This is a genomic window from Klebsiella sp. Q2, assembly GCF_009900705.1.
Classification (GTDB): domain Bacteria; phylum Pseudomonadota; class Gammaproteobacteria; order Enterobacterales; family Enterobacteriaceae; genus Klebsiella; species Klebsiella quasipneumoniae.
Genome location: NZ_JAAABE010000001.1, coordinates 597,783 through 621,461, shown reverse-complemented (window position 1 = coordinate 621,461; position 23,679 = coordinate 597,783). Strand labels below are relative to the sequence as shown.

Here is a 23,679-nt window from a genome sequence, read left to right as displayed (position 1 = left end):
ACTTTGTGCAACCATGTTAATTATGGCTTGTGACGAAAGCCGTGAAATGGCGGATTTGTTAAAAATAATGCCTAAAATAGCAGAATTTTAACCCCGGGCTCATAGGGTATTTGTATGCGTGAGTTAACACTTTTGTTTGGTGCAACCTTTAAAAACGTGAGAGAGTGCAACCTCTCGCAAATTGACGTTTTGCGCCGTCGGATTTTCGTGTAAATGCTGTGTTAAATCGTTTGTGAAAAACCGAAGCTTCCGTCAGGATACGGTCGCCCAATTAAACAATGCGCCATTACCCCGTTCCGGTAGTGGAAAAAAACGACGAAGTTGGACGCTGTCGATAAAAATTCTGGAGACTTTGCATGGCTATTAGCACACCGATGCTGGTGACATTTATTGTTTATATTTTTGGTATGGTATTGATAGGGTTTATTGCCTGGCGTTCGACCAAAAACTTTGATGATTATATTCTCGGGGGGCGGAGTCTGGGGCCATTTGTGACCGCGCTTTCCGCCGGCGCCTCGGACATGAGCGGTTGGCTGCTGATGGGCCTGCCGGGTGCCATTTTCCTCTCCGGGATTTCCGAAAGCTGGATTGCCATCGGCTTAACGTTGGGGGCGTGGATTAACTGGAAGCTGGTCGCCGGGCGCCTGCGCGTGCATACCGAGGTGAATAATAACGCCCTGACGCTGCCTGATTATTTTACCGGCCGTTTTGAAGATAAAAGCCGGGTGCTGAGAATTATTTCGGCGCTGGTTATTCTGCTGTTCTTTACTATCTATTGCGCCTCGGGAATTGTGGCGGGGGCGCGTCTGTTTGAAAGCACCTTTGGCATGAGTTATGAAACCGCGCTGTGGGCCGGCGCGGCGGCGACAATTATCTATACCTTTGTCGGCGGCTTCCTCGCCGTCAGCTGGACGGATACCGTGCAGGCCAGCCTGATGATTTTCGCGCTGATCCTTACCCCGGTAATCGTGATTATATCCGTCGGCGGTTTTGGCGATTCGCTGGAAGTCATTAAGCAGAAGAGCATCGAAAATATCGACATGCTGAAAGGGCTGAACTTCGTGGCGATTATTTCGCTGATGGGCTGGGGACTGGGCTATTTCGGTCAGCCGCATATTCTGGCGCGCTTTATGGCGGCGGATTCGCACCACAGCATCGTCCACGCGCGTCGCATTAGTATGACCTGGATGATCCTCTGCCTCGGCGGGGCGGTGGCCGTCGGCTTCTTTGGCATCGCTTACTTCAATAACAACCCGAGCCTGGCGGGCGCGGTTAACCAGAACGCCGAACGCGTGTTTATCGAGCTGGCGCAAATCCTGTTTAACCCGTGGATTGCCGGGATCCTGCTGTCGGCGATTCTGGCGGCGGTGATGTCCACCCTGAGCTGTCAGCTGCTGGTTTGCTCCAGCGCGATTACTGAAGATCTGTATAAAGCCTTCCTGCGCAAAAACGCCGGTCAGAAAGAGCTGGTCTGGGTGGGCCGTATGATGGTGCTGGTGGTTGCCCTGGTGGCCATTGCCCTGGCGGCCAACCCGGAGAACCGCGTGCTGGGTCTGGTGAGCTATGCCTGGGCCGGTTTCGGCGCCGCCTTTGGCCCGGTGGTGCTGTTCTCGGTGATGTGGTCGCGTATGACCCGTAACGGCGCGCTGGCCGGGATGGTGATTGGCGCCCTGACCGTGATCGTCTGGAAGCAGTTTGGCTGGCTGGGCCTGTATGAAATTATTCCGGGCTTTGTCTTCGGCAGCATCGGGATTGTGGTCTTTAGCCTGCTGGATAAAGCGCCGTCAGCCAGCATGCAGCAGCGCTTCGCTGAAGCGGATGCCCACTACCATACGCCGCCGCCGGTACGCGCCACGGCTGAGTAAGCTCATCTGACGCTCACGAGCCCGCCGCTGGCGGGCTTTTTATTGCCTGTTGCCGGGCCGGAATATTATAACCCTTGCTAATTATTTGAAAATCCGCTGATATTTCCTGACTAATAACAATGAGGATAGCAAAGATGACGTTCAGACAGGGTGTAATGGCGCTGGTGCTGGCAGGGTTACTCAGCGGCTGCGCGGCGGGTGGAAGTTCATCGACCAGCGCGCCGAAGCCCGGCGCCTGCCCGGCGGATCAGTCCATGGTGCAAACCACGCTTTACTTCGGTCTGAGCCGCCCGGCGGGGAAAGACATCACCGCTGAAGAGTGGCAACAGTTTGTCGACCGCGACGTCACGCCGCGCTTTCGCGACGGGCTGACGGTGTTTGATGCCCACGGCCAGTGGCTTGGCCAGAATGGTCAGGTGGTGCGGGAGCAGAGCAAGGCGCTGATGGTGATCCATGGCCACGACGCGCAGAGCGAGACCGGTATTGAGGCCCTGCGCGAGGGCTATAAATCGCGCTTCGCGCAGGAGTCGGTGATGCGTGTCGACCAGCCGGTCTGCGTGCAGTTCTGAGTAAACGGCGGGGGCAGCCCCGCCGTTTGTCTTACAGCACCAGCCCGGCGAAGCTGGCGGAAAGCAGGCTCACCAGCGTGGCGCTAAACACCAGCCGCAGGCCGAAGCGGGAGACGATATTGCCCTGCGGTTCATTCAGGCCTTTGATCGCCCCGGCGATAATGCCGATTGAAGCAAAGTTAGCAAACGACACCAGGAAGACCGAGAGAATGCCGAGCCCGCGCGGCGTCATGCTGGCGGCAATCTTTTGCAGCTCAATCATCGCCACAAATTCGTTAGCGACCAGCTTGGTGGCCATGATGCTGCCGGCGTTCAGCGCATCGCTCAGCGGAATGCCGATAAGCCAGGCTAACGGATAGAAGACGTAGCCGAGGATCTGCTGGAAGCTGAGGCCAAACAGGGTAGCGAACAGCGCGTTAATGGCGCTGATCAGGGCGATAAAGCCGATCAGCATCGCCAGAATAATCATCGCCACTTTAAAGCCGGCCAGAATATATTCCCCGAGCATTTCAAAGAAACTCTGTGATTCATGCAGCTTCTCCAGCTTTATTTCCTGCTCGCTGCCCGGCCGCGTCGGGTTAATCACCGACAGCACGATAAAGGTGCTGAACATATTCAGGATCAGCGCCGCGACGACATATTTGGCGTCCAGCATGGTCATATAGGCGCCGACGATCGACAGCGATACGGTCGACATGGCCGTCGCCGCCATGGTGAACAGACGCCGTGAGGAGAGGTCGCCCAGTACGCCTTTGTAGGCGATGAAGTTTTCCGACTGGCCGAGGATCAGGGAGCTGACGGCGTTAAAAGATTCCAGCTTACCCATGCCGTTGACCTTCGACAGCAGGGTGCCAATCACGCGAATAAAAATCGGCAGGATCCGCCAGTGCTGGAGAATACCAATCAGCGCGGAAATAAACACAATCGGACACAGGACGCCAAGAAAAATAAAGGCTAAGCCTTTTTCGCTCATGCCGCCAAAGACGAAATTGGTCCCTTCGGCGGCAAAGCCTAACAGCGAAGCAAAAAAGCCGGAAATATTTTTTACCAGCCACAGGCCGCTTTCGGCGTGCAGGAAAAAGAAAGCGAGCGCTATTTCTATAATAATCAACTGGAGAATATAACGAATACGAATTTTTTGTCTGTCGTAGCTGACAAGCCAGGCCAGGGCGAGGATCACCGCCAGCGCCAGCAGGAAATGAAAAAATGCAGTCATGTTGTTCTTTTCGCAGGTCAATAAGGCCGCCATTTAGCCATAGCCGCCGCGACGGGTAAATATCTGGCGTGAAAAATCCTTTGCTTATTCTTTTCCCTCATAACAGGCGAATATTTTCATAAGTCATTATTTGCCAGCGATTTATTTACAGATAGTCATCATTCTCTAAACATTTCGCTTGTGTTTCTGAGTATTGTAATGATAATCACTATCATAAATATTACCTGTTTTTGCATTCGTTGACGGTGCTTTACATTTAAGGGTATTGGCATGTTTGTCCCATTTCTCATTATGTTACGCGAAGGCCTGGAGGCGGCGCTGATTGTCAGCCTGATCGCCAGCTATCTGAAACGCACCCAGCGCGGCAACTGGATTGGCGTGATGTGGATTGGCGTGATCCTCGCAGCGGCGCTGTGTCTTGGCTTAGGCATCTTTATCAACGAAACCACCGGGGAATTTCCTCAGCGCGAACAGGAGCTGTTCGAAGGGATCGTCGCGGTCATTGCGGTGGTGATCCTGACGTGGATGGTCTTCTGGATGCGCAATGTCTCACGCAACGTCAAGCAGCAGCTGGAGCAGGCCGTGGATAAGGCGCTACAGCGCGGCAATCACCACGGCTGGGCGCTGGTGATGATGGTCTTTTTCGCGGTCGCCCGTGAGGGGCTGGAGTCGGTCTTCTTCCTGCTGGCGGCATTCCAGCAGGACGTTGGCATCTGGCCGCCGCTGGGGGCGATGCTGGGGCTGGCCACGGCAATCGTGCTGGGTTTCCTCCTCTACTGGGGCGGTATCCGTCTCAACCTTGGCGTGTTCTTCAAATGGACCAGCCTGTTTATCCTGCTGGTGGCCGCTGGCCTGGCGGCGGGGGCGATCCGCGCCTTCCACGAGGCGGGCCTGTGGAACCTGTTCCAGGAGACCGCCTTCGATCTGAGCACTGTGCTGTCGACGCATACGCTGTTCGGCACGCTGCTGGAAGGGATCTTCGGCTACCAGGAGACGCCAAGCGTCAGCGAAGTGGCTGTCTATCTGCTTTATCTGATCCCGGCGCTGGTGCTGTTTGCGCTGCCGCCGCGAAATAATACGACTGCCTCGCGGGCTGCCTGACCAGGCGCTGCGAGCTTATAAGCGACACTCTACTTACCGAAAGGGATGATCATGATGATTCATTTTCGCCGTAATGCGCTGCGGGTGACCGTGGCCGCGCTGCTCAGCTCTGCATTCGGTGCTCAGGCTGCGGATATCCCGCAGGTCAAAGTCACCGTCAACGACAAACAGTGCGAGCCGATGCAGGTGACCGTTAACGCGGGTAAAACCCAGTTTATTATTCAGAACCACAGCCAGAAAGCGCTGGAGTGGGAGATTTTGAAAGGGGTGATGGTGGTGGAAGAGCGCGAAAACATCGCGCCGGGCTTTACCCAGAAGCTCACCGCAAACCTGCAGCCGGGCGAATATGACATGACCTGCGGTCTGCTCACCAACCCGAAAGGCAAACTGATCGTCACCGGCGCCGCCACCAAAGACGCGGCGAAAGCGGATGCGGTGCTGAGCCTCGGCGAAGCGATCACCGCTTATAAAGCCTATGTGACGGCGGAAACCGCGCAGCTGGTCAGCGGCACCAAAGCCTTTACCGACGCGGTGAAAGCTGGCGACATCGAAAAAGCGAAAGCGCTGTACGCCCCGACGCGCCAGCATTACGAGCGCATTGAGCCGATTGCTGAGCTGTTCTCTGACCTTGACGGCAGCATCGACGCCCGCGAAGACGATTTCGAGAAAAAAGCGGAAGATCCGAAATTCACCGGATTCCACCGTCTGGAAAAGGCGCTGTTTGGCGATAACAGCGTCAAGGGCATGGAAAAATATGCCGATCAGCTGAACAGCGATGTGCTGGAGCTGCAAAAGCGCATCAGCGAGCTGGCGTTCCCACCGTCAAAAGTCGTGGGCGGGGCGGCAGGATTAATTGAAGAAGTCGCAGCCAGCAAGATCAGCGGTGAAGAAGATCGCTACAGCCATACCGACCTGTGGGACTTCCAGGCCAATATTGACGGCGCGCAGAAAATTGTCGATCTGCTGCGCCCGCAGCTGCAAAAAGAGAACAGCGCACTGCTGGCTAAAGTGGACGCCAACTTTAAGAAAGTGGACAGTATCCTCAGCAAATACCGCACCAAAGAGGGTTTCGAAACTTACGATAAGCTGACCACCGCTGACCGTAATGCGCTGAAAGGGCCGATCACCACCCTGGCGGAAGATCTGGCTCAGCTGCGCGGGATCCTGGGTCTGGACTAAGTCGATGGCACAACAGAAACCACACGACGTGAACGAGCCGTCACGTCGTCGCTTACTGAAAGGGATCGGCGCGCTTGGCGGCGCGCTGGCCATCACCGGCGGCTGCCCGGTAGCGCATGCGGCAAAAGCGGAAAGTTCCCCCGGGACGCTCACACCTGACGCGCGCCAGGAAAAACAGCCATTCTATGGCCCGCATCAGGCGGGTATTCTGACGCCGCAGCAGGCCTCGATGATGCTGGTGGCGTTCGATGTGCTGGCGTCAGATAAAGCCGACCTCGAGCGTCTGTTTCGGCTGCTGACCCAGCGTATCGCCTTTTTAACCCAGGGCGGCCCCGCGCCGGATACGCCTAATCCGCGTCTGCCGCCGATGGATTCCGGCATCTTAGGGCCGTGGATTGCCCCGGATAATCTGACCATCACCGTCTCGGTCGGCCATTCGCTGTTTGATGAGCGCTTTGGTCTCGCGGATAAAGCGCCGAAAAAGCTGCAGCCGATGACTCGCTTCCCCAATGATTCACTGGATGCCGCCCTGTGCCATGGCGACCTGCTGCTGCAGATCTGCGCCAATACTCAGGACACGGTGATCCACGCCCTGCGCGATGTCATCAAACATACGCCGGATTTGCTCAGCGTGCGCTGGAAGCGGGAAGGATTTATCTCCGATAGCGCGGCGCGCAGCAAAGGCAAAGAAACCCCCATCAACCTGCTGGGTTTCAAGGACGGTACCGCTAACCCGGCGAGCCATGACAGCGCGCTGATGGATCAGGTCGTGTGGGTCACGGCGGATCAGGACGAGCCGGCCTGGGCGGTGGGCGGCAGCTATCAGGCGGCGCGCATCATCCAGTTCCACGTCGAGTTCTGGGACCGGACGCCGCTCAAGGAGCAGCAGACCATCTTCGGCCGCGACAAGCACACCGGTGCGCCGCTGGGGATGAAAAACGAACACGATACCCCGGATTACAGTAAAGATCCTAACGGCGAGACGATCGCGCTGGATAGCCATATTCGTCTGGCCAACCCTCGCACGCCGGAAACCCAGTCCAGCCTGATGATGCGCCGCGGCTACAGCTATTCGCTGGGAGTCACTAATGCCGGGCAGCTGGATATGGGGCTGTTGTTCGTTTGCTATCAGCACGACCTGGAAAAGGGTTTTCTGACGGTGCAGAAACGGCTTAACGGCGAGGCGCTGGAGGAGTACGTCAAACCCATCGGCGGGGGCTATTTCTTTGTTTTACCCGGCGTGGTGGATGATAAGCACTACCTGGGACAGACGCTGCTGCAGGCCTGATACCGACCCTGTCCGCAAGGGCAGGGCGTTTTCTGCTGTTTTTCTCTTTTTTATTATATTTCCTGCCATGTGTTATATTTCTGTAATACAAATGACCGATAGTCTCCTACACTTGCTTAAGAACTATTTGTTGCGTCATTGTGAAAAATAAGTTGCATTAAGAATCTTTTTTGATGTACTTATTACATACGCGGTAGTTCCCGGCAGTGTGACGTTTCACTATGGAGATCGCGAATGGTAAGGTCCCGTACCGGACAACGTAAAACCACAGACCGTACTCTTCAGCACGGAAGCCCCGCTTCCGGCAGCGATTTTCTCACTCTTTCTCCCTCCGCTTCGAATTATTACCACCTTGGCAGGGTACGCGGTGCGCGTAGCCGCGACTCGTTGTCAGTTCTACCGGCAAGCAATGGCTTACAAGGAAGCCAAACCTCAATCGTTCGTGCGCATAGTCGCGTCGATGTTGACGCGTGTGATGTAAACCTACAACGCAAGGTGCTATCCATGGGAAGACAAAAAGCAGTGATCAAAGCTCGTCGTGAAGCAAAACGTGTGCTGAGACGGGATTCACGCAGCCATAAGCAGCGTGAAGAAGAATCGGTCACATCGCTTGTGCAAATGAGTGGCGTAGAAGCAATTGGCATGGCGCGGGACAGCCGTGATACTTCCCCAATTGAGGCGCGCAATGAGGCTCAGGCGCATTATCTGAATGCCATCGACAATAAACAGCTGATTTTCGCCACCGGCGAAGCCGGATGCGGCAAGACCTGGATCAGTGCGGCGAAGGCAGCTGAAGCGCTGATCCATAAGGATGTGGACAGAATTATTGTTACCCGTCCCGTTCTGCAGGCCGACGAAGATCTCGGCTTCTTACCGGGAGATATCGCCGAGAAGTTCGCGCCCTATTTCCGACCGGTTTACGACGTGCTGGTGAAAAGGTTGGGGGCTTCCTTTATGCAGTACTGCCTGCGTCCGGAAATCGGCAAGGTGGAAATCGCGCCGTTCGCCTATATGCGCGGACGTACTTTTGAAAATGCGGTGGTGATTCTGGACGAGGCCCAGAACGTGACCGCAGCGCAAATGAAGATGTTTTTAACCCGCCTCGGGGAGAACGTGACGGTCATCGTCAATGGCGATATCACCCAGTGCGACTTGCCCTCAGGGGTGCGGTCCGGCCTGAGCGATGCGCTGGCGCGTTTTGAGGAAGACGAGATGATCGGCATCGTGCGTTTCACCACCGATGACTGCGTGCGCTCGGCCCTCTGCCAGCGGACGCTGAAAGCCTATTATTAATCGTCATACAGTGAGCAAGGCCCGGGCGAGCCCGGGCTTTGTTGTTTTTGGGGGCCTCCCGGCGGCGCTGCGCATAGCGGGCTACCTGGCGGATACGGTCTGGTAGCCCGGGAGAGGCATTGATGCCGACCCCGGGGATGTCTGCGGTGCCACATGCGAAAAAAAGCCCGTACTTGCGTACGAGCTCTTCTTAAAATATGGCGGCGAGGGGGGGGATTGACTCGCTTCGCTCGCCGTTACTCGGCCCATCCATGGGCCTCGCCCCTGCGGGGCCAACGCAGGCGTTGTTCAAAAACGCTCCCGGCGTTTTTGTCGGGGCAGCCCGCTCGCAGGCTCGCGGTCTGTCCAACTGGCTATGCCAGTTGTCGAACCCCGGTCGGGGGGTCTCATCCCCCCCGGCGGAGAATATAAAAGAAAAGAGCCCGTACTTGCGTACAGGCTCTCATCTCGAATATGGCGGTGAGGGGGGGATTGACTCGCTTCGCTCGCCCCTGCGGGGCAGCCCGCTCGCGGGCTCGCGGTCTGTCCAACTGGCTGCGCCAGTTGTCGAACCCCGGTCGGGGGTTCTCATCCCCCCCGGTGGGTGCCACATGCGAAAAAAAAGCCCGTACTTGCGTACGAGCTCTTCTTAAAATATGGCGGTGAGGGGGGGATTGACTCGCTTCGCTCGCCGTTACTCGGCCCATCCATGGGCCTCGCCCCTGCGGGGCCAACGCAGGCGTTGTTCAAAAACGCTCCCGGCGTTTTTGTCGGGGCAGCCCGCTCGCAGGCTCGCGGTCTGTCCAACTGGCTATGCCAGTTGTCGAACCCCGGTCGGGGGGTCTCATCCCCCCCGGCGGAGAATATAAAAGAAAAGAGCCCGTACTTGCGTACAGGCTCTCATCTCGAATATGGCGGTGAGGGGGGGATTGACTCGCTTCGCTCGCCCCTGCGGGGCAGCCCGCTCGCAGGCTCGCGGTCTGTCCTACTGGCGTTGCCAGTAGTCGAACCCCGGTCGGGGGTTCTCATCCCCCCGGTGGGTGCCACATGCGAAAAAAAAGCCCGTACTTGCGTACGAGCTCTTCTTAAAATATGGCGGTGAGGGGGGGATTCGAACCCCCGATACGTTGCCGTATACACACTTTCCAGGCGTGCTCCTTCAGCCACTCGGACACCTCACCATATTGTCTTGCTGCTCACCTTGGGTGGGCAACGGGGCGCTACTATAGGGAGTTGCGTTAAAACGGTCAAGCATATTTTCTTCTTTCTTTACCGACCGCTCACGCAATGAACAATGCCCCGCTGCGACGCAGTGGGGCGGGTGTTTTAGCGCTGGGAATCAAGCTGTTCGTTATTCTTCACCACGTCCTGCGCTTTGCTGTAGCTTTCAATCAGCAGCTGGTAGGCCGGGAAGACTTTGGTGTACACCTCCGCCCATTCTGCTGCGTCCGGGCGATTCCAGGTGCGCTGCAGCTCAGAGGCGACGGCGGCGGTATCCATCGGCACTACGCCAGCCTGTACCACGCGAGCCAGGGTGATCTCCTGCGCCATTTTGCTGTAGGTGCCGGAAGCGTCAATCACGGCAAACACTTTATAACCGTCGGCGACGGCGGCAATCGCCGGGAAGGCCATGCAGACGCTGGTGATGGTCCCGGCGATAATCAGCGTTTTGCGACCGGTCGCTTTCACCGCGGCGACGAATTCCGGGTTATCCCAGGCGTTGATCTCGCCTTTACGGGCGATGTATTTCGCATGCGGCGCGTTCTCATGAATCTCCGGGATCAGCGGACCGTTCGGCCCCTGCGGCACGGAGGCGGTGGTGATCACCGGGATCCCGGCAAGCGAGGCCATCTTCGCCAGCGCGGCGGCGCGAGCGCGCAGCTCTGGCATCGGCATATCGCCGACGGTCTGGAACAGGCCGCTCTGGTGGTCAATCAACAGCATTGCGGTATCGTTGACATCAATCACCGGACGAGCACCGTTAAAATTAGCGGGAGTAGACATAGTATTCACCTCAATCAGTTAGATTTGGCCAAAGCGGCCGCTGTTAAAATCGCGAACGGCTTCTACGATCTGCGTTTTGTTATTCATGACAAAGGGGCCATAGCCCACAATCGGCTCCTGCAGCGGTTCGCCGGCCATCAGCAGAACTTTTGCCAGGGCGGTCGCCTCCAGATGCAGTGTCTCTCCTGCCTGGCTCAGGACGGCGAGCTGTCCTTCGCGGGCGGATTCGGAACCGTTGATGATCACTTCCCCTTCCAGTACCACCAGCGCGGTACTCCAGCCTTCCGGCTGGCGCAGCGTGAGGTCGCGCCCCTGATTCAGCTGCATATCCCACACGTTAAGCGGTGAGAAGGTATGGGCCGGGCCGCTGACGTCGTCATACTGGCCGGCAATAACCCGAACCTGTCCGGCGCCATTCGCCAGCGCGACGGTGGGGATCGTCCCGGCGGTAATGCTCTGGTAGCCGGGGGGCGCCATTTTGTCTTTGGCGGGCAGGTTGACCCACAGCTGGATCATCTTCAGCTCGCCGCCGCTGCGGGTGAAGGCCTCCGAGTGGAACTCTTCGTGCAGGATCCCGGCGCCCGCCGTCATCCACTGCACGTCGCCTGGACCAATCACCCCGCCACGGCCGGTGGAGTCACGATGTTCTACCTCTCCGGCGTAGACGATGGTGACGGTTTCGAATCCGCGATGCGGATGCTCACCGACGCCGCGTTTATCGCTGCCCGCCGGGAAGGTGTACGGCCCGGCATAGTCGAGCAGTAAGAAGGGGCTCAGCTGCTGGCCGTGCGTCTGATAGGAAAACATCGAACGAACCGGGAAGCCGTCGCCTACCCAATGCTGCGCGGGCGCGGTGTAGACTCCTGTAATCTGTTTCATGGCTTTCTCCTGTGTATCGGTATCTGATGTGAATAAGCTTATATCCGGGACGACATGTGCGGTAGTAAGCAAAAATGGCCTATACTGTTCCAAAAATGGAACAATGGAGGAAGGATGCAGGATCTCAATGACTTCGCCTGGTTTGTCCAGGTCGTGGACCATGGCGGTTTCGCCGCGGCAGGGCGAGCGCTTGACCAGCCGAAATCCAAGCTCAGCCGTCGCATTGCGCAACTCGAGGAGCGGCTGGGCGTGCGTTTGATTCAGCGAACCACTCGCCAGTTCGCGGTTACCGAGGTCGGGCAGACCTTTTACCAGCATTGCAAAGCGATGCTGATAGAGGCCGAGGCGGCGCAGCAGGCGGTCGACACGCTGCGCGCCGAGCCGCGCGGCAGCGTCAGGATCACTTGTCCGGTCACCTTGCTGCATGTCCATATCGGACCGATGCTGGCGCGATTTATGGCGCGCTATCCCGGGGTCACTTTGCATCTTGAGGCGACCAACCGCCGGGTGGATGTGGTCGGGGAGGGCATTGATGTGGCGATCCGCGTCCGGCCCCGGCCTATCGAGGACAGCGATTTGGTGATGCGTGTGCTGGCGGACCGAGGGCACCGGCTGGTGGCCAGTCCGGAGCTGATTTCCCGGCTCGGACGTCCGCAGGCGCCGTCTGAGCTGAGCGCCTGGCCTGGGCTCAGCCTGGGGGCGAACAAGCATCAGCATAAATGGCAGCTTACCGGGCCTGAGGGGGCAAGGGCGGAGGTGTATTTCACGCCGCGAATGGTGACCACCGATATGCTGGCGCTGCGCGAGGCGGCGATGGCCGGCGTAGGGGTTGTGCAGCTTCCTTTGTTAATGGTGCGCGATCAGCTGGCGTCAGGGGAGTTAGAGGTGGTACTGGATGAGTGGCAGCCGCGGCGGGAAGTGATCCATGCGGTATTTGCCTCACGGCGCGGGCTGCTGCCCTCCGTCAGGGCGCTGGTGGATTACCTCAGCGAAGAGTATCAGCGAATGGAAGAGGATTAGCTTCGGGATTGGCTTTTCTCGGGGGCTCCCCCCGGCGGAGAATATAAAAGAAAAGAGCCCGTGCTTGCGTACAGGCTCTCATCTCGAATATGGCGGTGAGGGGGGGATTGACTCGCTTCGCTCGCCCCTGCGGGGCAGCCCGCTCGCGGGCTCGCGGTCTGTCCAACTGGCGTTGCCAGTTGTCGAACCCCGGTCGGGGGTTCTCTACCCCCCCCGGTAGGTGCCACATGCGAAAAAAAAGCCCGTACTTTCGTACGAGCTCTTCTTAAAATATGGCGGTGAGGGGGGGATTGACTCGCTTCGCTCGCCCCTGCGGGGCAGCCCGCTCGCGGGCTCGCGGTCTGTCCAACTGGCTGCGCCAGTTGTCGGACCCCGGTCGGGGGTTCTCATCCCCCCCAGCGGAGAATATAAAAGAAAAGAGCCCGTACTTGCGTACAGGCTCTCATCTCGAATATGGCGGTGAGGGGGGGATTCGAACCCCCGATACGTTGCCGTATACACACTTTCCAGGCGTGCTCCTTCAGCCACTCGGACACCTCACCATATTGTCTTTCCCGTTGTTGTCGGGAACGGGCGCTAATGTAGGGAAATACGTATCGCCCGTCAATCAACTTTTTGCAAAATCAGCGCGTTTAGACAAACTTCGAACAACTTGCTCCTTAAACGTGCGAAATCCGTTTTTTTTGTCGCCACTCCCTTTTCACTTTGCGACAAGGGGAAATTTGTTATGCTGGCAAACCAATAGAAAACAATGAGTAAAATAAGACGCCTGCATTAACCTGCTCCGGGCGTCTGCTATCAGGAGCCCCTATGGAGATTATTTTTTACCATCCGACCTTTGATACCCAATACTGGATCCGAGAGCTGGAAAAGCAGTTACCCGGCGCGCGAGTACGCGAATGGAAAGCGGGCGATAACCAGCCGGCGGACTATGCCCTGGTCTGGCATCCACCGGTAGAGATGCTGCAAGGCAGGGCGCTGAAGGCCGTGTTCGCCCTTGGGGCGGGGGTGGATTCGATCCTTAGTAAGCTGCGCGATCATCCGGATATGTTGCCCTTGTCGATCCCGCTGTTTCGTCTCGAAGATACCGGTATGGGACGGCAGATGCAGGAGTATGCCGTGAGCAAGGTGCTCCACTGGTTCCGCCGGTTCGATGACTATCAGGCGTTGAAGTTGGCTTCCCGCTGGCAGCCGCTGCCCGAGTACCGCGCCGACGAATTCACCATCGGGATTATGGGCGCCGGCGTGCTGGGGGCGAAGGTTGCGGAAAGCCTGCAACCCTGGGGATTCCCGCTTCGCGTCTGGAGCCGTAGCCGTAAATCCTGGCCGCAGGTACAGAGCTTTGCCGGCCAGGCCGAGCTGGGTGGATTCCTGCAGGGGACTCGCGTCCTGATCAACCTGCTGCCGAATACCGCCGAAACCGTCGGTATTATCAACCAGACGCTTTTGGCGCAGCTGCCTGATGAGAGTTATCTCCTCAACCTTGCCCGCGGCGTGCATGTCGTAGAAGAGGATCTGCTGGCGGCACTGAACAACGGTAAGCTCAAAGGCGCGATGCTCGATGTCTTCAGTCGCGAACCGCTGCCGCAGGAGAGTCCGCTATGGGCGCACCCGCGGGTGGCTATGACTCCCCACGTGGCGGCAGTCACCCGCCCGATGGAGGCAATTGCCTATATCGCCGGGACCATTAGCCGGCTGGAGCGAGGGGAATCGGTTAGCGGTCAGGTCGATCGTCAGCGCGGTTATTAAGATAAGCGAACCCCGCCACGGCGGGGTTTTTGCTAATCAATAGCCCGGTTTCCTGCTATTCTTGCGGCAAACAGAAGAGGAGAATGTGATGTATCCCGTTGACCTGCACATGCATACCGTCGCCAGCACCCACGCCTACAGCACCCTGCACGATTATATTGCGGAAGCAAAGCGTAAAGGGATCAAACTCTTCGCCATCACCGACCATGGCCCGGATATGGCGGATGCCCCGCACTACTGGCACTTCGTTAATATGCGCATTTGGCCCCGCCTGGTAGACGGGGTGGGGATCCTGCGCGGTATTGAGTCGAATATTAAAAATATCGAAGGTGAGATCGACTGCTCCGGGCCGATGTTGACGTCGCTCGATTTGATCATCGCCGGATTCCACGAGCCGGTGTTTCCGCCGCAGGATAGCGCCACCCATACGCAGGCGATGATTGCCGCGATGGCCAGCGGTAAAGTGCATATGATTAGCCATCCCGGTAATCCGAAATTCCCGGTGGATATCCCGGCCATTGCCGAAGCGGCGGCCCGTTACCAGGTGGCGCTGGAGATCAATAACTCCTCTTTCGTTTCATCGCGCGTGGGCAGTGAAGATAACTGCCGTGCTATCGCCGCCGCGGTGCGCGACGCGGGAGGGTGGGTGGCGCTGGGCTCGGACTCTCATACGGCGTTTACCCTCGGAGAGTTTACCGAGTGCCGCAAGATCCTCGATGCTGTCGATTTCCCGGAGGAGAGGATCCTCAACGTTTCTCCGCGTCGCCTGCTCGACTTCCTCGAGTCGCGTGGTATGCCGGCGATCCCGGAATTTGCTGACCTTTAATTTGTATAACTGGAATAACTGAATGAACGAGTTTTCAATCCTCTGCCGCGTGCTGGGTTCGCTGTATTACCGTCAACCGCAGGACCCGCTGCTGGTGCCGTTGTTTACCCTGATCCGCGAGGGCAAACTGGCCGCCAGCTGGCCGCTTGAGCAGGACGAGCTGCTGGCGCGTCTGCAGAAAAGCTGTGAAATGCAGTCCCTGGCGACGGACTATAATGCGCTGTTCGTCGGTGAAGCCTGCAGCGTTCCGCCGTACCGTAGCGCGTGGGTGGAGGGTTCCTCTGAAGCGGAGGTCCGGTCTTTTCTGAGCAATCACGGCATCCCGACAGGAGAAGGTCCGGCGGATCATCTCGGATCGCTGCTGCTGGCCGCCTCCTGGCTGGAGGATCATGCCACAGAAGCGCAGAGCGAGACGCTGGAGCTCCTGTTTGCCGACTATATCCTGCCGTGGTGCGGGACGATGCTGGGGAAAGTCGAAGCGCATGCGCACACACCGTTCTGGCGCACCATGGCGCCGTTAACCCGCGACGCCATCGCTGCGATGTGGGACGAGCTTCAGGAAGAAGATGAGCAATAAAATGTGATTTAAGTCACTATTATAATGCAACTGAAATCAAGTTCATTCATTTAGTGTGTTTTAGATCGCATTCTTTCGGTGCGTATCTGCTAGGATACGCGCCATGAACATACTCTTCGCAATCGCATTAACGACGGGCATTCTCTCCGGGATTTGGGGATGGGTGGCCGTCGCCCTCGGCCTGCTGAGCTGGGCCGGTTTCCTCGGCTGTACGGCCTATTTCGCCTGCCCGCAGGGCGGTCTGAAAGGCCTGGCCATCTCCTCCTGCACGGTAATGAGCGGCGTTGCCTGGGCGTTGGTGATTATCCACGGTAGCGCGCTGGCCCCACAGCTGCAGATCCTCAGCTATATGATGACCGGCGTCGTGGCCTTTCTGATGTGCATCCAGGCGCGACAGACGCTGCTGTCGTTTGTCCCCGGCACCTTTATCGGCGCCTGCGCGACCTTCGCGGCAGATGGCGACTGGCGTCTGGTGATCCCTTCCCTGGCGCTGGGCTTGGTCTTTGGCTATGCCATGAAGAATAGTGGCCTGTGGCTGGCGGCCCGTGCGGAAAAGCAAAAATCGTTCGTCAACGACAACGCCTGAACGGCGGGACGATGATATCAACAGGACCCTCAGGGTCCTGTTTTTTTTACCATCTTGTCGCCGGCGCTGCGGGATAATCTTGCTCCCGGGGGCGGGTATGCCCTAGTATCGGCAGAAAGCCGTACCCACGCGCTATGCCGACAGGAGGAGAAATGGCTGTTCAACCTGAAGTAATTCTCGGCGATATTACGACGCTTGATGTCGATGTGATTGTGAATGCGGCAAACCCCTCGCTGTTGGGCGGCGGCGGGGTGGATGGCGCGATCCACCGGGCGGCCGGTCCCGCGCTGCTGGCGGCCTGCAAGCAGGTGTTGCAGCAGCAGGGCGAATGTCCCCCTGGGCATGCGGTGATCACGATGGCGGGCGATCTTCCCGCCAGCGCGGTGATCCATACCGTGGGTCCGGTCTGGCACGGCGGCGACCGCATGGAGGCGCAAACCCTGGCCGATGCCTACAAAAACAGCCTGCAGCTGGCGGCGGCAAACAACTATCGCTCCATTGCGTTTCCGGCGATCAGCACCGGCGTGTATGGCTATCCGAAAGAGGAAGCGGCGGCGATCGCCGTGCGCACCGTGACCGCGTTTCTCACCCGCTATAACCCGCTTGAACGGGTCCTGTTCGTCTGTTTCGACGGGGAAACGGCAGCTATCTATCGTCGCCTGCTGGCGGCATGCCCCTGATTCAGCAGAATAGGCTATGATAACCGCCGATATTGACAGGAATGATGGATTGCAGGAGGGAGCAGGGTGTCAGAAGGAAAAGTACAGCAGAAGCAGCAGGCGCGCCGCGCGGAGATCGTTGCCGCTGCCCAAAGATGTTTCGCGGCGAAGGGATTGCATGGCGCCTCTGTCGCGGATATCGCCCGCGAGGCGGGTCTGAGCGTCGGTCAGCTGTATCGCATTTTTGCCAGCAAGGAAGCGATCATCGAAGCGATTGTCAGCGAAATCGTCAACGCCAGAGTCGGCGAGATGATCGATGAAAACCACAATCTGGCGCGAAAAGCGGCGGTGCTGGCGGGCAGGATCCCGACTTCGGCAGCCACCAAAAGCGACAATTATCTGTTGATGGAAATTAACGCCGAAGCCTCGCGCAACCCACGCTTGCGCGAGATCCTGGTGCAGGCCGACCGGCGGTTGAAAGAGGAGGGCGGGCGTTTGTCGCAGCGTTATCATCCCGGGCTCAGCGATGCGCGACGCAATGCCGCTTCAGAGCTCATCGCCGTTCTGACGGAGGGGGCAGCCTACCGCTGTGAGCTGAGCGCCTCCACCCCGGTCGATAAAGCGGATTTAGAAGCCCTGTATAACATGATCTTCGACCGGCTGTTTGAGGAGCAAGCGTAGCGCGGCACGCCAGGCGTGCCGCAAAAGCTAAAGGTTAACTGGCCGAGGCCGGGGTTTTGGCCGGTTTGTTCATCGGTTTACCGGAGAACAGGAAACGCAGCAGCGGAATACGCAGGTGAATTTCGTACAGGATCAGGGCAATACCCACCACAAAAACCAACCCGCCAATAAAGCCTAAGGTATTTGACTTGATGGCCGGGGTGATCCACGCCCCGTACAACAGCGTCAGCGGATGGTGCACCAGGTAAATAAACAGCGAAGCATTGACGAAATAGGTCACCCGCGCCGACTGGAAGTTCAGCAGGCGATGGCCGAGCGAAAAGACGACATTGACCATCCACAGCCCCAGCACCATGGTGATCACCGATTCCGTTTCATACATCCAGCCGTCGCCGGAGCCGTACTGCTGGTTCAGCCGATAGGCGATAAATCCCAGCAGCGCTGCCGCGCAGCACCATGGCGACGGAGTGGTGAACATCGCCTTTAAGCGCGGATTAATAAAGGTCTGCGCCCCCAGCACAAAGAAGGGCAGATAGAACAGCGTCTGCATGACCACAAAGTTAAACAGACCATTGCTTAGCAGGGGCGGATAGATCACGAACAATGACCGACGAATCAGCGCGTAAAGCACCCCTAGCGCAAGGAAAATCATCGTCAGCTGGCCCATAGTGACAGTGTCACCGAAAGCGTGAGCACCTCCTGCCGGGCGGCGCGTCAGCCATTTGAACAGCACCACGCCCAGCGAAGTCAGCACCACCAGGACCAGCAAAAACCACAGGTGGGAAATGAGCTCCCACGCCAGGGTGTTGAATTTGTCGTACCCGGAAAGGGTGTGCCAGTTTTCCGCCTTGCCGTTGACGTACTGCAGCATAATAAACTGAGGCAGCGTCAGCAGCGGGATGGCGGTCAGCATCGGAATGCCGACCCGTTCGACGCGCACTTTCCACCACTTTTTCAGCGGGTAGCGCAGGAATAGCATATAGGAAAAATAGCCGGAGATGACGAAGAAGACCTGCATGCGGAAGGCATGAATGAAATCATTAAACAGCGTCAGCCACCACGAGGGCTCAGCGCTGTTGACATGCCAGCTGTGGCTGGAATAAATCAGCGAAATGTGAAAAGGGATCCCCAGCAGCATCAGCCAGGCGCGGATGCTGTCGAAAAAATATTCACGCTGTACCGGAGTATTATTCATACGATTCACGACAATCTCAGATAATTCGTCTTATCACTCAAGATGATAACGCTTACATTATCAGCAACCCTACATGAACTCGGGGTACCTGTCTCCAGGATAAGCACGCAAAGTGCAAACGGGACTGCGAACTGTTTATTCCCTGCGCCGCTACGCTGAACAAAGCAGGGATTATGTTGTCGGATTGCCTGAGTTTCCATTAAAATAGATCGGATCGATTTAAGCACACAAAGGGGGAAGTGCTTACTTATATGAAACATAAACCACAGATGATGAAAATGCGTTGGTTAAGCGCAGCCGTAATGTTGTCCCTGTGTACTTCATCTGCATGGGCATTTAGCATTGATGACGTTGCAAAAGAGGCCAAAACGTTAGCCGGGAAAGGCTATGAAGCGCCAAAGAGTAACCTGCCCTCCGCTTTCCGCGATATGAAATACGCGGACTACCAGCAAATTCAGTTTAATCACGATAAAGCTTACTGGAATAACCAGAAAACCCCATTCAAGCTTGAATTTTACCATCAGGGTATGTACTTCGACACGCCGGTCACCATCAATGAAGTGACGGCCACCAGCGTGCGCAAAATTAAATATAGCCCGGACTATTTTAACTTTGGTAACGTTCAGCACGATAAAGACACGGTGAAAGACCTTGGTTTCGCCGGCTTCAAAGTACTGTATCCGATCAACAGCAAAGATAAGAACGATGAAATCGTCAGCATGCTCGGTGCCAGCTACTTCCGCGTGCTGGGTCAGGGTCAGGTATACGGTCTGTCCGCGCGCGGTCTGGCTATCGATACCGCGCTGCCTTCCGGCGAAGAGTTCCCGCGTTTTCGTGAGTTCTGGATCGAGCGACCAAAAGCCACCGACAAGCGTCTGACTATCTATGCGCTGCTGGATTCGCCGCGGGCAACCGGCGCCTATCGCTTTGTGATCATGCCGGGACGCGACACCGTGGTGGATGTCCAGTCCAAAGTTTACCTGCGTGACAAAGTGGGCAAACTGGGCGTGGCGCCGCTGACCAGCATGTTCCTGTTCGGTTCCAACCAGCCTTCTCCGGCGCTCAACTATCGTCCGGCGCTGCACGACTCCAATGGTCTGTCGATCCTGGCGGGCAACGGCGAGTGGATCTGGCGTCCGCTGAACAACCCGAAACACCTGGCCGTTAGCAGCTATGCGATGGAAAACCCTCAAGGGTTCGGCCTGCTGCAGCGCGGCCGTCAGTTCTCGCGCTTCGAGGACCTTGACGATCGTTATGACCTGCGCCCGAGCGCCTGGATCACCCCGAAAGGGGAGTGGGGCAAAGGGAAAATCGAACTGGTCGAAATCCCGACCAACGATGAAACCAACGATAACATCGTGACTTACTGGACGCCGGATCAGCTGCCGGAGCCGGGCAAGGAGATGAACTTCAAGTACACCATCACCTTCAGCCGCGATGAAGACAAGCTGCATGCGCCCGATAACGCGTACGTTATGCAGACCCGGCGCTCTACCGGCGACGTGAAGCAGTCGAACCTGATCCGCCAGCCGGACGGCACCATTGCTTTCATTGTCGACTTTACCGGCGCCGATATGAAAAAACTGCCAGCGGATACCCCGGTCGCCGCCCAGGCGAGCACCGGCGATAACGCTGAAATCGTTGAAAATACCGTGCGTTACAATCCGGTGACCAAAGGCTGGCGTATGATCCTGCGTTTGAAGGTGAAAGATCCGAAGAAAACGACGGAAATGCGCGCCGCACTGGTTAACGGTGATGACACGTTGAGCGAAACCTGGAGCTATCAGCTGCCTGCCAATGAATAAGATAACGAAGTACATTGACGCATTGCCGCTGTCGGACGCCGAGAAATCGGCGCTGCCGGACACCAGCCTGCAGGCCGTTCATCAGGCCCTGGATGACGAACATCAGACCTTCGCCCGCGAAGACGACTCCCCGCTGGGGTCGGTAAAGGCGCGGCTGGCGCACAGCTGGCCGGATTCGCTGTCTGGCGATCAGCTGGTGAAGGATGATGAAGGCCGCACCCAGCTGCATGCGATGCCGAAAGCCAAGCGCTCCTCGATGATCCCGGACCCGTGGCGTACCAACCCGGTTGGCCGCTTCTGGGACCGTCTGCGCGGACGCGATGTCACGCCGCGCTATCTCTCCCGCCTGACGCAAGAAGAGCGCGAGAGCGAGCAAAAATGGCGTACCGTCGGCACCATTCGTCGCTATATCCTGCTGCTGCTGACGCTGTCGCAGACCGTAGTGGCCACCTGGTATATGAAAACCATTCTGCCTTATCAGGGCTGGGCGCTGATCAACCCGGCCGACATGGTGGGGCAGAACCTGTGGATCTCGTTCATGCAGCTGCTGCCGTACGTGTTGCAGAGCGGCATTCTGATCCTCTTCGCGGTGCTGTTCTGCTGGGTTTCCGCCGGCTTCTGGACCGCGTTAATGGGCTTCCTGCAGCTATTGATCGGCCGCGATAAGTACAGTATTTCCGCCTCGACGGTCGGTGACGAACCGTTGAACCCGGCGCACCGTACGGCGCTGATAATGCCGATCTGTAACGAAGACGTTGACCGCGTTTTCGCCGGCCTGCGGGCGACCTGGGAGTCGGTGAAAGCGACCGGTAACGCCGCTCATTTCGACGTCTATATCCTCAGCGATAGCTATAACCCCGATATCTGTGTGGCTGAGCAAAAGGCGTGGATGGAGCTGATTGCCGAAGTGCAGGGCGAAGGGCAGATCTTCTACCGCCGCCGTCGTCGTCGAGTGAAGCGTAAGAGCGGCAACATCGATGACTTCTGCCGCCGCTGGGGCAGCCAGTATAGCTATATGGTGGTGCTGGACGCTGACTCGGTGATGACCGGTGAGTGTCTGAGCAGCCTGGTGCGCCTGATGGAAGCGAACCCGAATGCCGGGATCATTCAGTCTTCCCCGCGCGCCTCGGGCATGGACACGCTGTATGCGCGTTGCCAGCAGTTTGCCACCCGGGTGTACGGTCCGCTGTTTACGGCGGGTCTGCACTTCTGGCAGTTGGGGGAGTCCCACTACTGGGGCCACAACGCCATTATCCGCGTGAAGCCGTTCATTGAGCACTGCGCGCTGGCGCCGCTGCCGGGCGAGGGTAACTTTGCCGGGTCGATCCTGTCGCACGACTTCGTCGAAGCCGCGCTGATGCGCCGTGCCGGCTGGGGGGTGTGGATTGCCTACGATCTGCCGGGCTCCTATGAGGAGCTGCCGCCGAACCTGCTGGACGAGCTGAAACGCGACCGTCGCTGGTGTCAGGGCAACCTGATGAACTTCCGCCTGTTCCTAGTCAGAGGGATGCACCCGGTTCACCGGGCGGTGTTCCTTACCGGCGTGATGTCCTACCTGTCGGCGCCGCTGTGGTTTATGTTCCTTGCCCTGTCGACGGCGTTGCAGGTGGTGCATGCCCTGACCGAACCGCAGTACTTCCTGCAGCCGCGTCAGCTGTTCCCGGTGTGGCCGCAGTGGCGGCCTGAGCTGGCCATCGCGCTGTTCGCCTCGACCATGGTGCTGCTGTTCCTGCCGAAGCTGCTGAGTATTATTCTGGTGTGGTGTAAAGGGCCGAAAGAGTACGGCGGATTTATCCGCGTCACGCTTTCACTGCTGCTGGAGGTCCTGTTCTCGGTCCTGCTGGCGCCGGTCCGTATGCTGTTCCACACCGTCTTCGTGGTCAGCGCCTTCCTCGGCTGGGAGGTGGTATGGAATTCGCCGCAGCGTGATGATGACTCCACGCCGTGGGGGGAAGCCTTTATGCGCCACGGCTCGCAGCTGCTGCTGGGGCTGGTATGGGCGGTCGGAATGGCATGGCTGGATCTGCGCTTCCTGTTCTGGCTGGCGCCGATTGTCGTATCGCTGATTCTGTCGCCGTTCGTGTCGGCTATCTCCAGCCGGGCGACCGTGGGCCTGCGCACCAAGCGCTGGAAGCTGTTCCTGATTCCGGAAGAGTATTCGCCGCCGCAGGTGCTCAAGGATACCGATGCGTACCTGACGCTGAACCGTCAGCGTTCGCTGGACGATGGCTTTATGCACGCGGTGTTTAACCCGTCGTTTAACGCCCTTGCCACCGCGATGGCCACCGCGCGGCACCGTCAGGGTCATATCCTGGAGATCGCCCGCGAGCGTCATGTCGAGCAGGCGCTGAATGAAACGCCGGATAAGCTGAACCGCGATCGTCGACTGGTGCTGTTGAGCGACCCGGTAACCATGTCGCGTCTGCACTATCGCGTATGGGCCGCGCCGGAGAAATACTCCTCGTGGGTGAACGCCTATCAGCAGCTGGCGCTTAACCCGCTGGCGCTGAAAACAAAATAAGCCGTACGTTAATGAAAATACCGGCAGCGATGCCGGTATTTTTTTATCTGAAAGACGAGGTTGTGGATGCGAATACTACCGATCATTGCCATGGCGCTGCTGCTCAGCGGCTGCGGCAGCATTATCAGCCGGACGGTGCCCGGGCAGGGGCATGGCAATCAATATTACCCGGGCGTGCAGTGGGACGTTCGCGATTCAGGATGGCGCTATCTCACCATTCTGGACCTGCCGTTCTCGCTGGTATTCGATACGCTTCTGCTGCCGCTGGACGCCAGCCATGGGCCCTATAACTGATTAACGCTCGTCCCACTCGTCGGCCGCCGTCTGTCCCTCTTCGGTGTCCAGAGAGGGTTCGAGCTGGAATTCACCTTCATCCCACTCATGAAGCGTATTTTCCTCCAGCCACTCTTGACGGAGCTCTATCTCATCATAATCCCCATCGAAGACGCTCTGCGCGGCTTCGCCGCTAAGCATCGGTAAGCATTCGCCTTGTTCCTCTTCGTCAGCAAAAAATTCGGCCTGCCAGGCGATATCGCCATCCTGCAGCACATACTTTTGAATATTGAGCTGCTCAACGTTAGCGCTCTCTTCATCGCTGTCAGGGTTGTTGGCGAGAAATTCTTCACGTGCTGCATCAATAGCTTCTTCGAGCGTGGCATAGAACATCGAATCCTTTGGCATAGCGAA

Annotated in this window: 21 protein-coding genes and 2 tRNA genes; 16 read left to right on the top strand and 7 right to left on the bottom strand. The window is 57.7% G+C overall.

Annotation, left to right across the window (positions count from 1 at the left end; all coding sequences use genetic code 11):
* Nucleotides 1-356: 356 nt before the first annotated feature.
* Nucleotides 357-1,865 carry a sodium/proline symporter PutP gene (putP, locus tag GT756_RS03230; RefSeq protein ID WP_004147889.1) on the top strand — a complete coding sequence of 503 codons (1,509 nt, stop codon included), beginning with the start codon at nt 357-359 and terminating at the stop codon, nt 1,863-1,865.
* 134 nt (nt 1,866-1,999) lie between these two features.
* Complete coding sequence (locus tag GT756_RS03225; RefSeq protein WP_004204513.1) at nt 2,000-2,434, top strand: DUF3574 domain-containing protein; 435 nt, start codon at nt 2,000-2,002, stop codon at nt 2,432-2,434.
* 31 nt (nt 2,435-2,465) lie between these two features.
* On the opposite strand, the gene GT756_RS03220 is transcribed toward GT756_RS03225, so the two are convergent.
* Entirely contained in the window at nt 2,466-3,650 is a 1,185-nt protein-coding gene (locus GT756_RS03220; RefSeq protein ID WP_004204514.1) for a NupC/NupG family nucleoside CNT transporter, read from the bottom strand.
* A gap of 270 nt (nt 3,651-3,920) precedes the next feature.
* Between GT756_RS03220 and efeU the strand changes: the two genes are divergently transcribed.
* The 4 genes from efeU to phoH all read left to right on the top strand — a co-directional run bounded on the left by efeU (nt 3,921) and on the right by phoH (nt 8,511).
* Nucleotides 3,921-4,751, top strand: coding sequence for an iron uptake transporter permease EfeU (gene efeU, locus GT756_RS03215; RefSeq protein ID WP_004204515.1), 831 nt, complete (start codon nt 3,921-3,923; stop codon nt 4,749-4,751).
* 51 nt (nt 4,752-4,802) lie between these two features.
* Complete coding sequence (efeO, locus tag GT756_RS03210) at nt 4,803-5,930, top strand: iron uptake system protein EfeO (RefSeq protein ID WP_017901109.1); 1,128 nt, start codon at nt 4,803-4,805, stop codon at nt 5,928-5,930.
* Between the two features lie 4 nt (nt 5,931-5,934).
* Nucleotides 5,935-7,218, top strand: a complete 1,284-nt coding sequence (gene efeB / locus GT756_RS03205) for an iron uptake transporter deferrochelatase/peroxidase subunit (protein ID WP_048323645.1) — start codon at nt 5,935-5,937, stop codon at nt 7,216-7,218.
* Nucleotides 7,219-7,722: 504 nt separating this feature from the next.
* The gene (gene phoH / locus GT756_RS03200) at nt 7,723-8,511 is read left to right on the top strand and encodes a phosphate starvation-inducible protein PhoH (protein WP_002898923.1); all 789 of its coding nucleotides are present in this window, start codon (nt 7,723-7,725) and stop codon (nt 8,509-8,511) included.
* A gap of 1,072 nt (nt 8,512-9,583) precedes the next feature.
* On the opposite strand, the gene GT756_RS03195 is transcribed toward phoH, so the two are convergent.
* The 3 genes from GT756_RS03195 to GT756_RS03185 all read right to left on the bottom strand — a co-directional run bounded on the left by GT756_RS03195 (nt 9,584) and on the right by GT756_RS03185 (nt 11,373).
* A tRNA-Ser gene (locus GT756_RS03195) sits at nt 9,584-9,671 on the bottom strand.
* Nucleotides 9,672-9,816: 145 nt separating this feature from the next.
* On the bottom strand, nt 9,817-10,494 hold the full coding sequence (locus tag GT756_RS03190) for an isochorismatase family protein (protein ID WP_002898927.1): 678 nt from the start codon (nt 10,492-10,494) through the stop codon (nt 9,817-9,819).
* An 18-nt stretch (nt 10,495-10,512) separates the two neighbouring features.
* Nucleotides 10,513-11,373: a pirin family protein gene (locus GT756_RS03185; RefSeq protein WP_065802221.1), complete on the bottom strand. Its 861-nt coding sequence runs from the start codon at nt 11,371-11,373 to the stop codon at nt 10,513-10,515.
* Between the two features lie 114 nt (nt 11,374-11,487).
* Between GT756_RS03185 and GT756_RS03180 the strand changes: the two genes are divergently transcribed.
* Complete coding sequence (locus GT756_RS03180; protein WP_004204523.1) at nt 11,488-12,393, top strand: LysR family transcriptional regulator; 906 nt, start codon at nt 11,488-11,490, stop codon at nt 12,391-12,393.
* A gap of 454 nt (nt 12,394-12,847) precedes the next feature.
* On the opposite strand, the gene GT756_RS03175 is transcribed toward GT756_RS03180, so the two are convergent.
* Nucleotides 12,848-12,935, bottom strand: a tRNA-Ser gene (locus GT756_RS03175).
* Nucleotides 12,936-13,203: 268 nt separating this feature from the next.
* Here GT756_RS03175 and ghrA point away from each other — a divergent pair.
* The 6 genes from ghrA (at nt 13,204) to GT756_RS03145 (ending at nt 17,471) form a co-directional block, all read left to right on the top strand.
* Complete coding sequence (ghrA, locus tag GT756_RS03170; RefSeq protein ID WP_117263666.1) at nt 13,204-14,142, top strand: glyoxylate/hydroxypyruvate reductase GhrA; 939 nt, start codon at nt 13,204-13,206, stop codon at nt 14,140-14,142.
* Nucleotides 14,143-14,230: 88 nt separating this feature from the next.
* Nucleotides 14,231-14,968, top strand: a complete 738-nt coding sequence (locus tag GT756_RS03165) for a phosphatase (RefSeq protein WP_004204525.1) — start codon at nt 14,231-14,233, stop codon at nt 14,966-14,968.
* Nucleotides 14,969-14,990: 22 nt separating this feature from the next.
* Nucleotides 14,991-15,545, top strand: a complete 555-nt coding sequence (locus GT756_RS03160) for a molecular chaperone (protein ID WP_004204526.1) — start codon at nt 14,991-14,993, stop codon at nt 15,543-15,545.
* A gap of 103 nt (nt 15,546-15,648) precedes the next feature.
* Nucleotides 15,649-16,131: a DUF1097 domain-containing protein gene (locus GT756_RS03155; protein WP_106939255.1), complete on the top strand. Its 483-nt coding sequence runs from the start codon at nt 15,649-15,651 to the stop codon at nt 16,129-16,131.
* A gap of 152 nt (nt 16,132-16,283) precedes the next feature.
* On the top strand, nt 16,284-16,811 hold the full coding sequence (ymdB, locus tag GT756_RS03150) for an O-acetyl-ADP-ribose deacetylase (RefSeq protein WP_049004595.1): 528 nt from the start codon (nt 16,284-16,286) through the stop codon (nt 16,809-16,811).
* A 66-nt stretch (nt 16,812-16,877) separates the two neighbouring features.
* A complete protein-coding gene (locus tag GT756_RS03145; RefSeq protein ID WP_023317905.1) occupies nt 16,878-17,471 on the top strand; it encodes a TetR/AcrR family transcriptional regulator in 594 nt (197 codons plus the stop codon).
* A 34-nt stretch (nt 17,472-17,505) separates the two neighbouring features.
* Here GT756_RS03145 and mdoC read toward each other — a convergent pair whose 3' ends face one another.
* Nucleotides 17,506-18,666 (bottom strand): glucans biosynthesis protein MdoC, encoded by a 1,161-nt coding sequence (mdoC, locus tag GT756_RS03140; protein ID WP_004204532.1) that lies wholly within the window; start codon nt 18,664-18,666, stop codon nt 17,506-17,508.
* Between the two features lie 251 nt (nt 18,667-18,917).
* On the opposite strand from mdoC, the gene mdoG reads away from it, so the two are divergent.
* From mdoG to GT756_RS03125, 3 genes are all read left to right on the top strand, one after another.
* Complete coding sequence (mdoG, locus tag GT756_RS03135) at nt 18,918-20,471, top strand: glucans biosynthesis protein MdoG (protein ID WP_004140751.1); 1,554 nt, start codon at nt 18,918-18,920, stop codon at nt 20,469-20,471.
* Entirely contained in the window at nt 20,464-22,992 is a 2,529-nt protein-coding gene (gene mdoH / locus GT756_RS03130; protein ID WP_004204533.1) for a glucans biosynthesis glucosyltransferase MdoH, read from the top strand. Before mdoG ends, mdoH begins: the two co-directional genes overlap by 8 nt.
* 66 nt (nt 22,993-23,058) lie before the next feature.
* Entirely contained in the window at nt 23,059-23,286 is a 228-nt protein-coding gene (locus GT756_RS03125; protein ID WP_004204534.1) for a YceK/YidQ family lipoprotein, read from the top strand.
* Here GT756_RS03125 and GT756_RS03120 read toward each other — a convergent pair whose 3' ends face one another.
* The gene (locus GT756_RS03120; RefSeq protein WP_002898981.1) at nt 23,287-23,673 is read right to left on the bottom strand and encodes a MysB family protein; all 387 of its coding nucleotides are present in this window, start codon (nt 23,671-23,673) and stop codon (nt 23,287-23,289) included. It abuts the gene before it with no gap.
* Between the last annotated feature and the right edge of the window lie 6 nt (nt 23,674-23,679).

What these genes read in the sequence shown, in the direction of transcription:
- mdoC (WP_004204532.1), bottom strand. Translation starts at nt 18,666, where the DNA reads ATGAATAATACTCCGGTACAGCGTGAATATTTTTTCGACAGCATCCGC.
- GT756_RS03180 (WP_004204523.1), top strand. Translation starts at nt 11,488, where the DNA reads ATGCAGGATCTCAATGACTTCGCCTGGTTTGTCCAGGTCGTGGACCAT.
- GT756_RS03125 (WP_004204534.1), top strand. Translation starts at nt 23,059, where the DNA reads ATGCGAATACTACCGATCATTGCCATGGCGCTGCTGCTCAGCGGCTGC.
- mdoG (WP_004140751.1), top strand. Translation starts at nt 18,918, where the DNA reads ATGAAACATAAACCACAGATGATGAAAATGCGTTGGTTAAGCGCAGCC.
- putP (WP_004147889.1), top strand. Translation starts at nt 357, where the DNA reads ATGGCTATTAGCACACCGATGCTGGTGACATTTATTGTTTATATTTTT.
- GT756_RS03160 (WP_004204526.1), top strand. Translation starts at nt 14,991, where the DNA reads ATGAACGAGTTTTCAATCCTCTGCCGCGTGCTGGGTTCGCTGTATTAC.
- GT756_RS03225 (WP_004204513.1), top strand. Translation starts at nt 2,000, where the DNA reads ATGACGTTCAGACAGGGTGTAATGGCGCTGGTGCTGGCAGGGTTACTC.
- mdoH (WP_004204533.1), top strand. Translation starts at nt 20,464, where the DNA reads ATGAATAAGATAACGAAGTACATTGACGCATTGCCGCTGTCGGACGCC.
- GT756_RS03155 (WP_106939255.1), top strand. Translation starts at nt 15,649, where the DNA reads ATGAACATACTCTTCGCAATCGCATTAACGACGGGCATTCTCTCCGGG.
- GT756_RS03165 (WP_004204525.1), top strand. Translation starts at nt 14,231, where the DNA reads ATGTATCCCGTTGACCTGCACATGCATACCGTCGCCAGCACCCACGCC.
- efeU (WP_004204515.1), top strand. Translation starts at nt 3,921, where the DNA reads ATGTTTGTCCCATTTCTCATTATGTTACGCGAAGGCCTGGAGGCGGCG.
- GT756_RS03220 (WP_004204514.1), bottom strand. Translation starts at nt 3,650, where the DNA reads ATGACTGCATTTTTTCATTTCCTGCTGGCGCTGGCGGTGATCCTCGCC.
- GT756_RS03190 (WP_002898927.1), bottom strand. Translation starts at nt 10,494, where the DNA reads ATGTCTACTCCCGCTAATTTTAACGGTGCTCGTCCGGTGATTGATGTC.
- ymdB (WP_049004595.1), top strand. Translation starts at nt 16,284, where the DNA reads ATGGCTGTTCAACCTGAAGTAATTCTCGGCGATATTACGACGCTTGAT.
- GT756_RS03185 (WP_065802221.1), bottom strand. Translation starts at nt 11,373, where the DNA reads ATGAAACAGATTACAGGAGTCTACACCGCGCCCGCGCAGCATTGGGTA.
- phoH (WP_002898923.1), top strand. Translation starts at nt 7,723, where the DNA reads ATGGGAAGACAAAAAGCAGTGATCAAAGCTCGTCGTGAAGCAAAACGT.
- GT756_RS03120 (WP_002898981.1), bottom strand. Translation starts at nt 23,673, where the DNA reads ATGCCAAAGGATTCGATGTTCTATGCCACGCTCGAAGAAGCTATTGAT.
- efeB (WP_048323645.1), top strand. Translation starts at nt 5,935, where the DNA reads ATGGCACAACAGAAACCACACGACGTGAACGAGCCGTCACGTCGTCGC.
- ghrA (WP_117263666.1), top strand. Translation starts at nt 13,204, where the DNA reads ATGGAGATTATTTTTTACCATCCGACCTTTGATACCCAATACTGGATC.
- efeO (WP_017901109.1), top strand. Translation starts at nt 4,803, where the DNA reads ATGATGATTCATTTTCGCCGTAATGCGCTGCGGGTGACCGTGGCCGCG.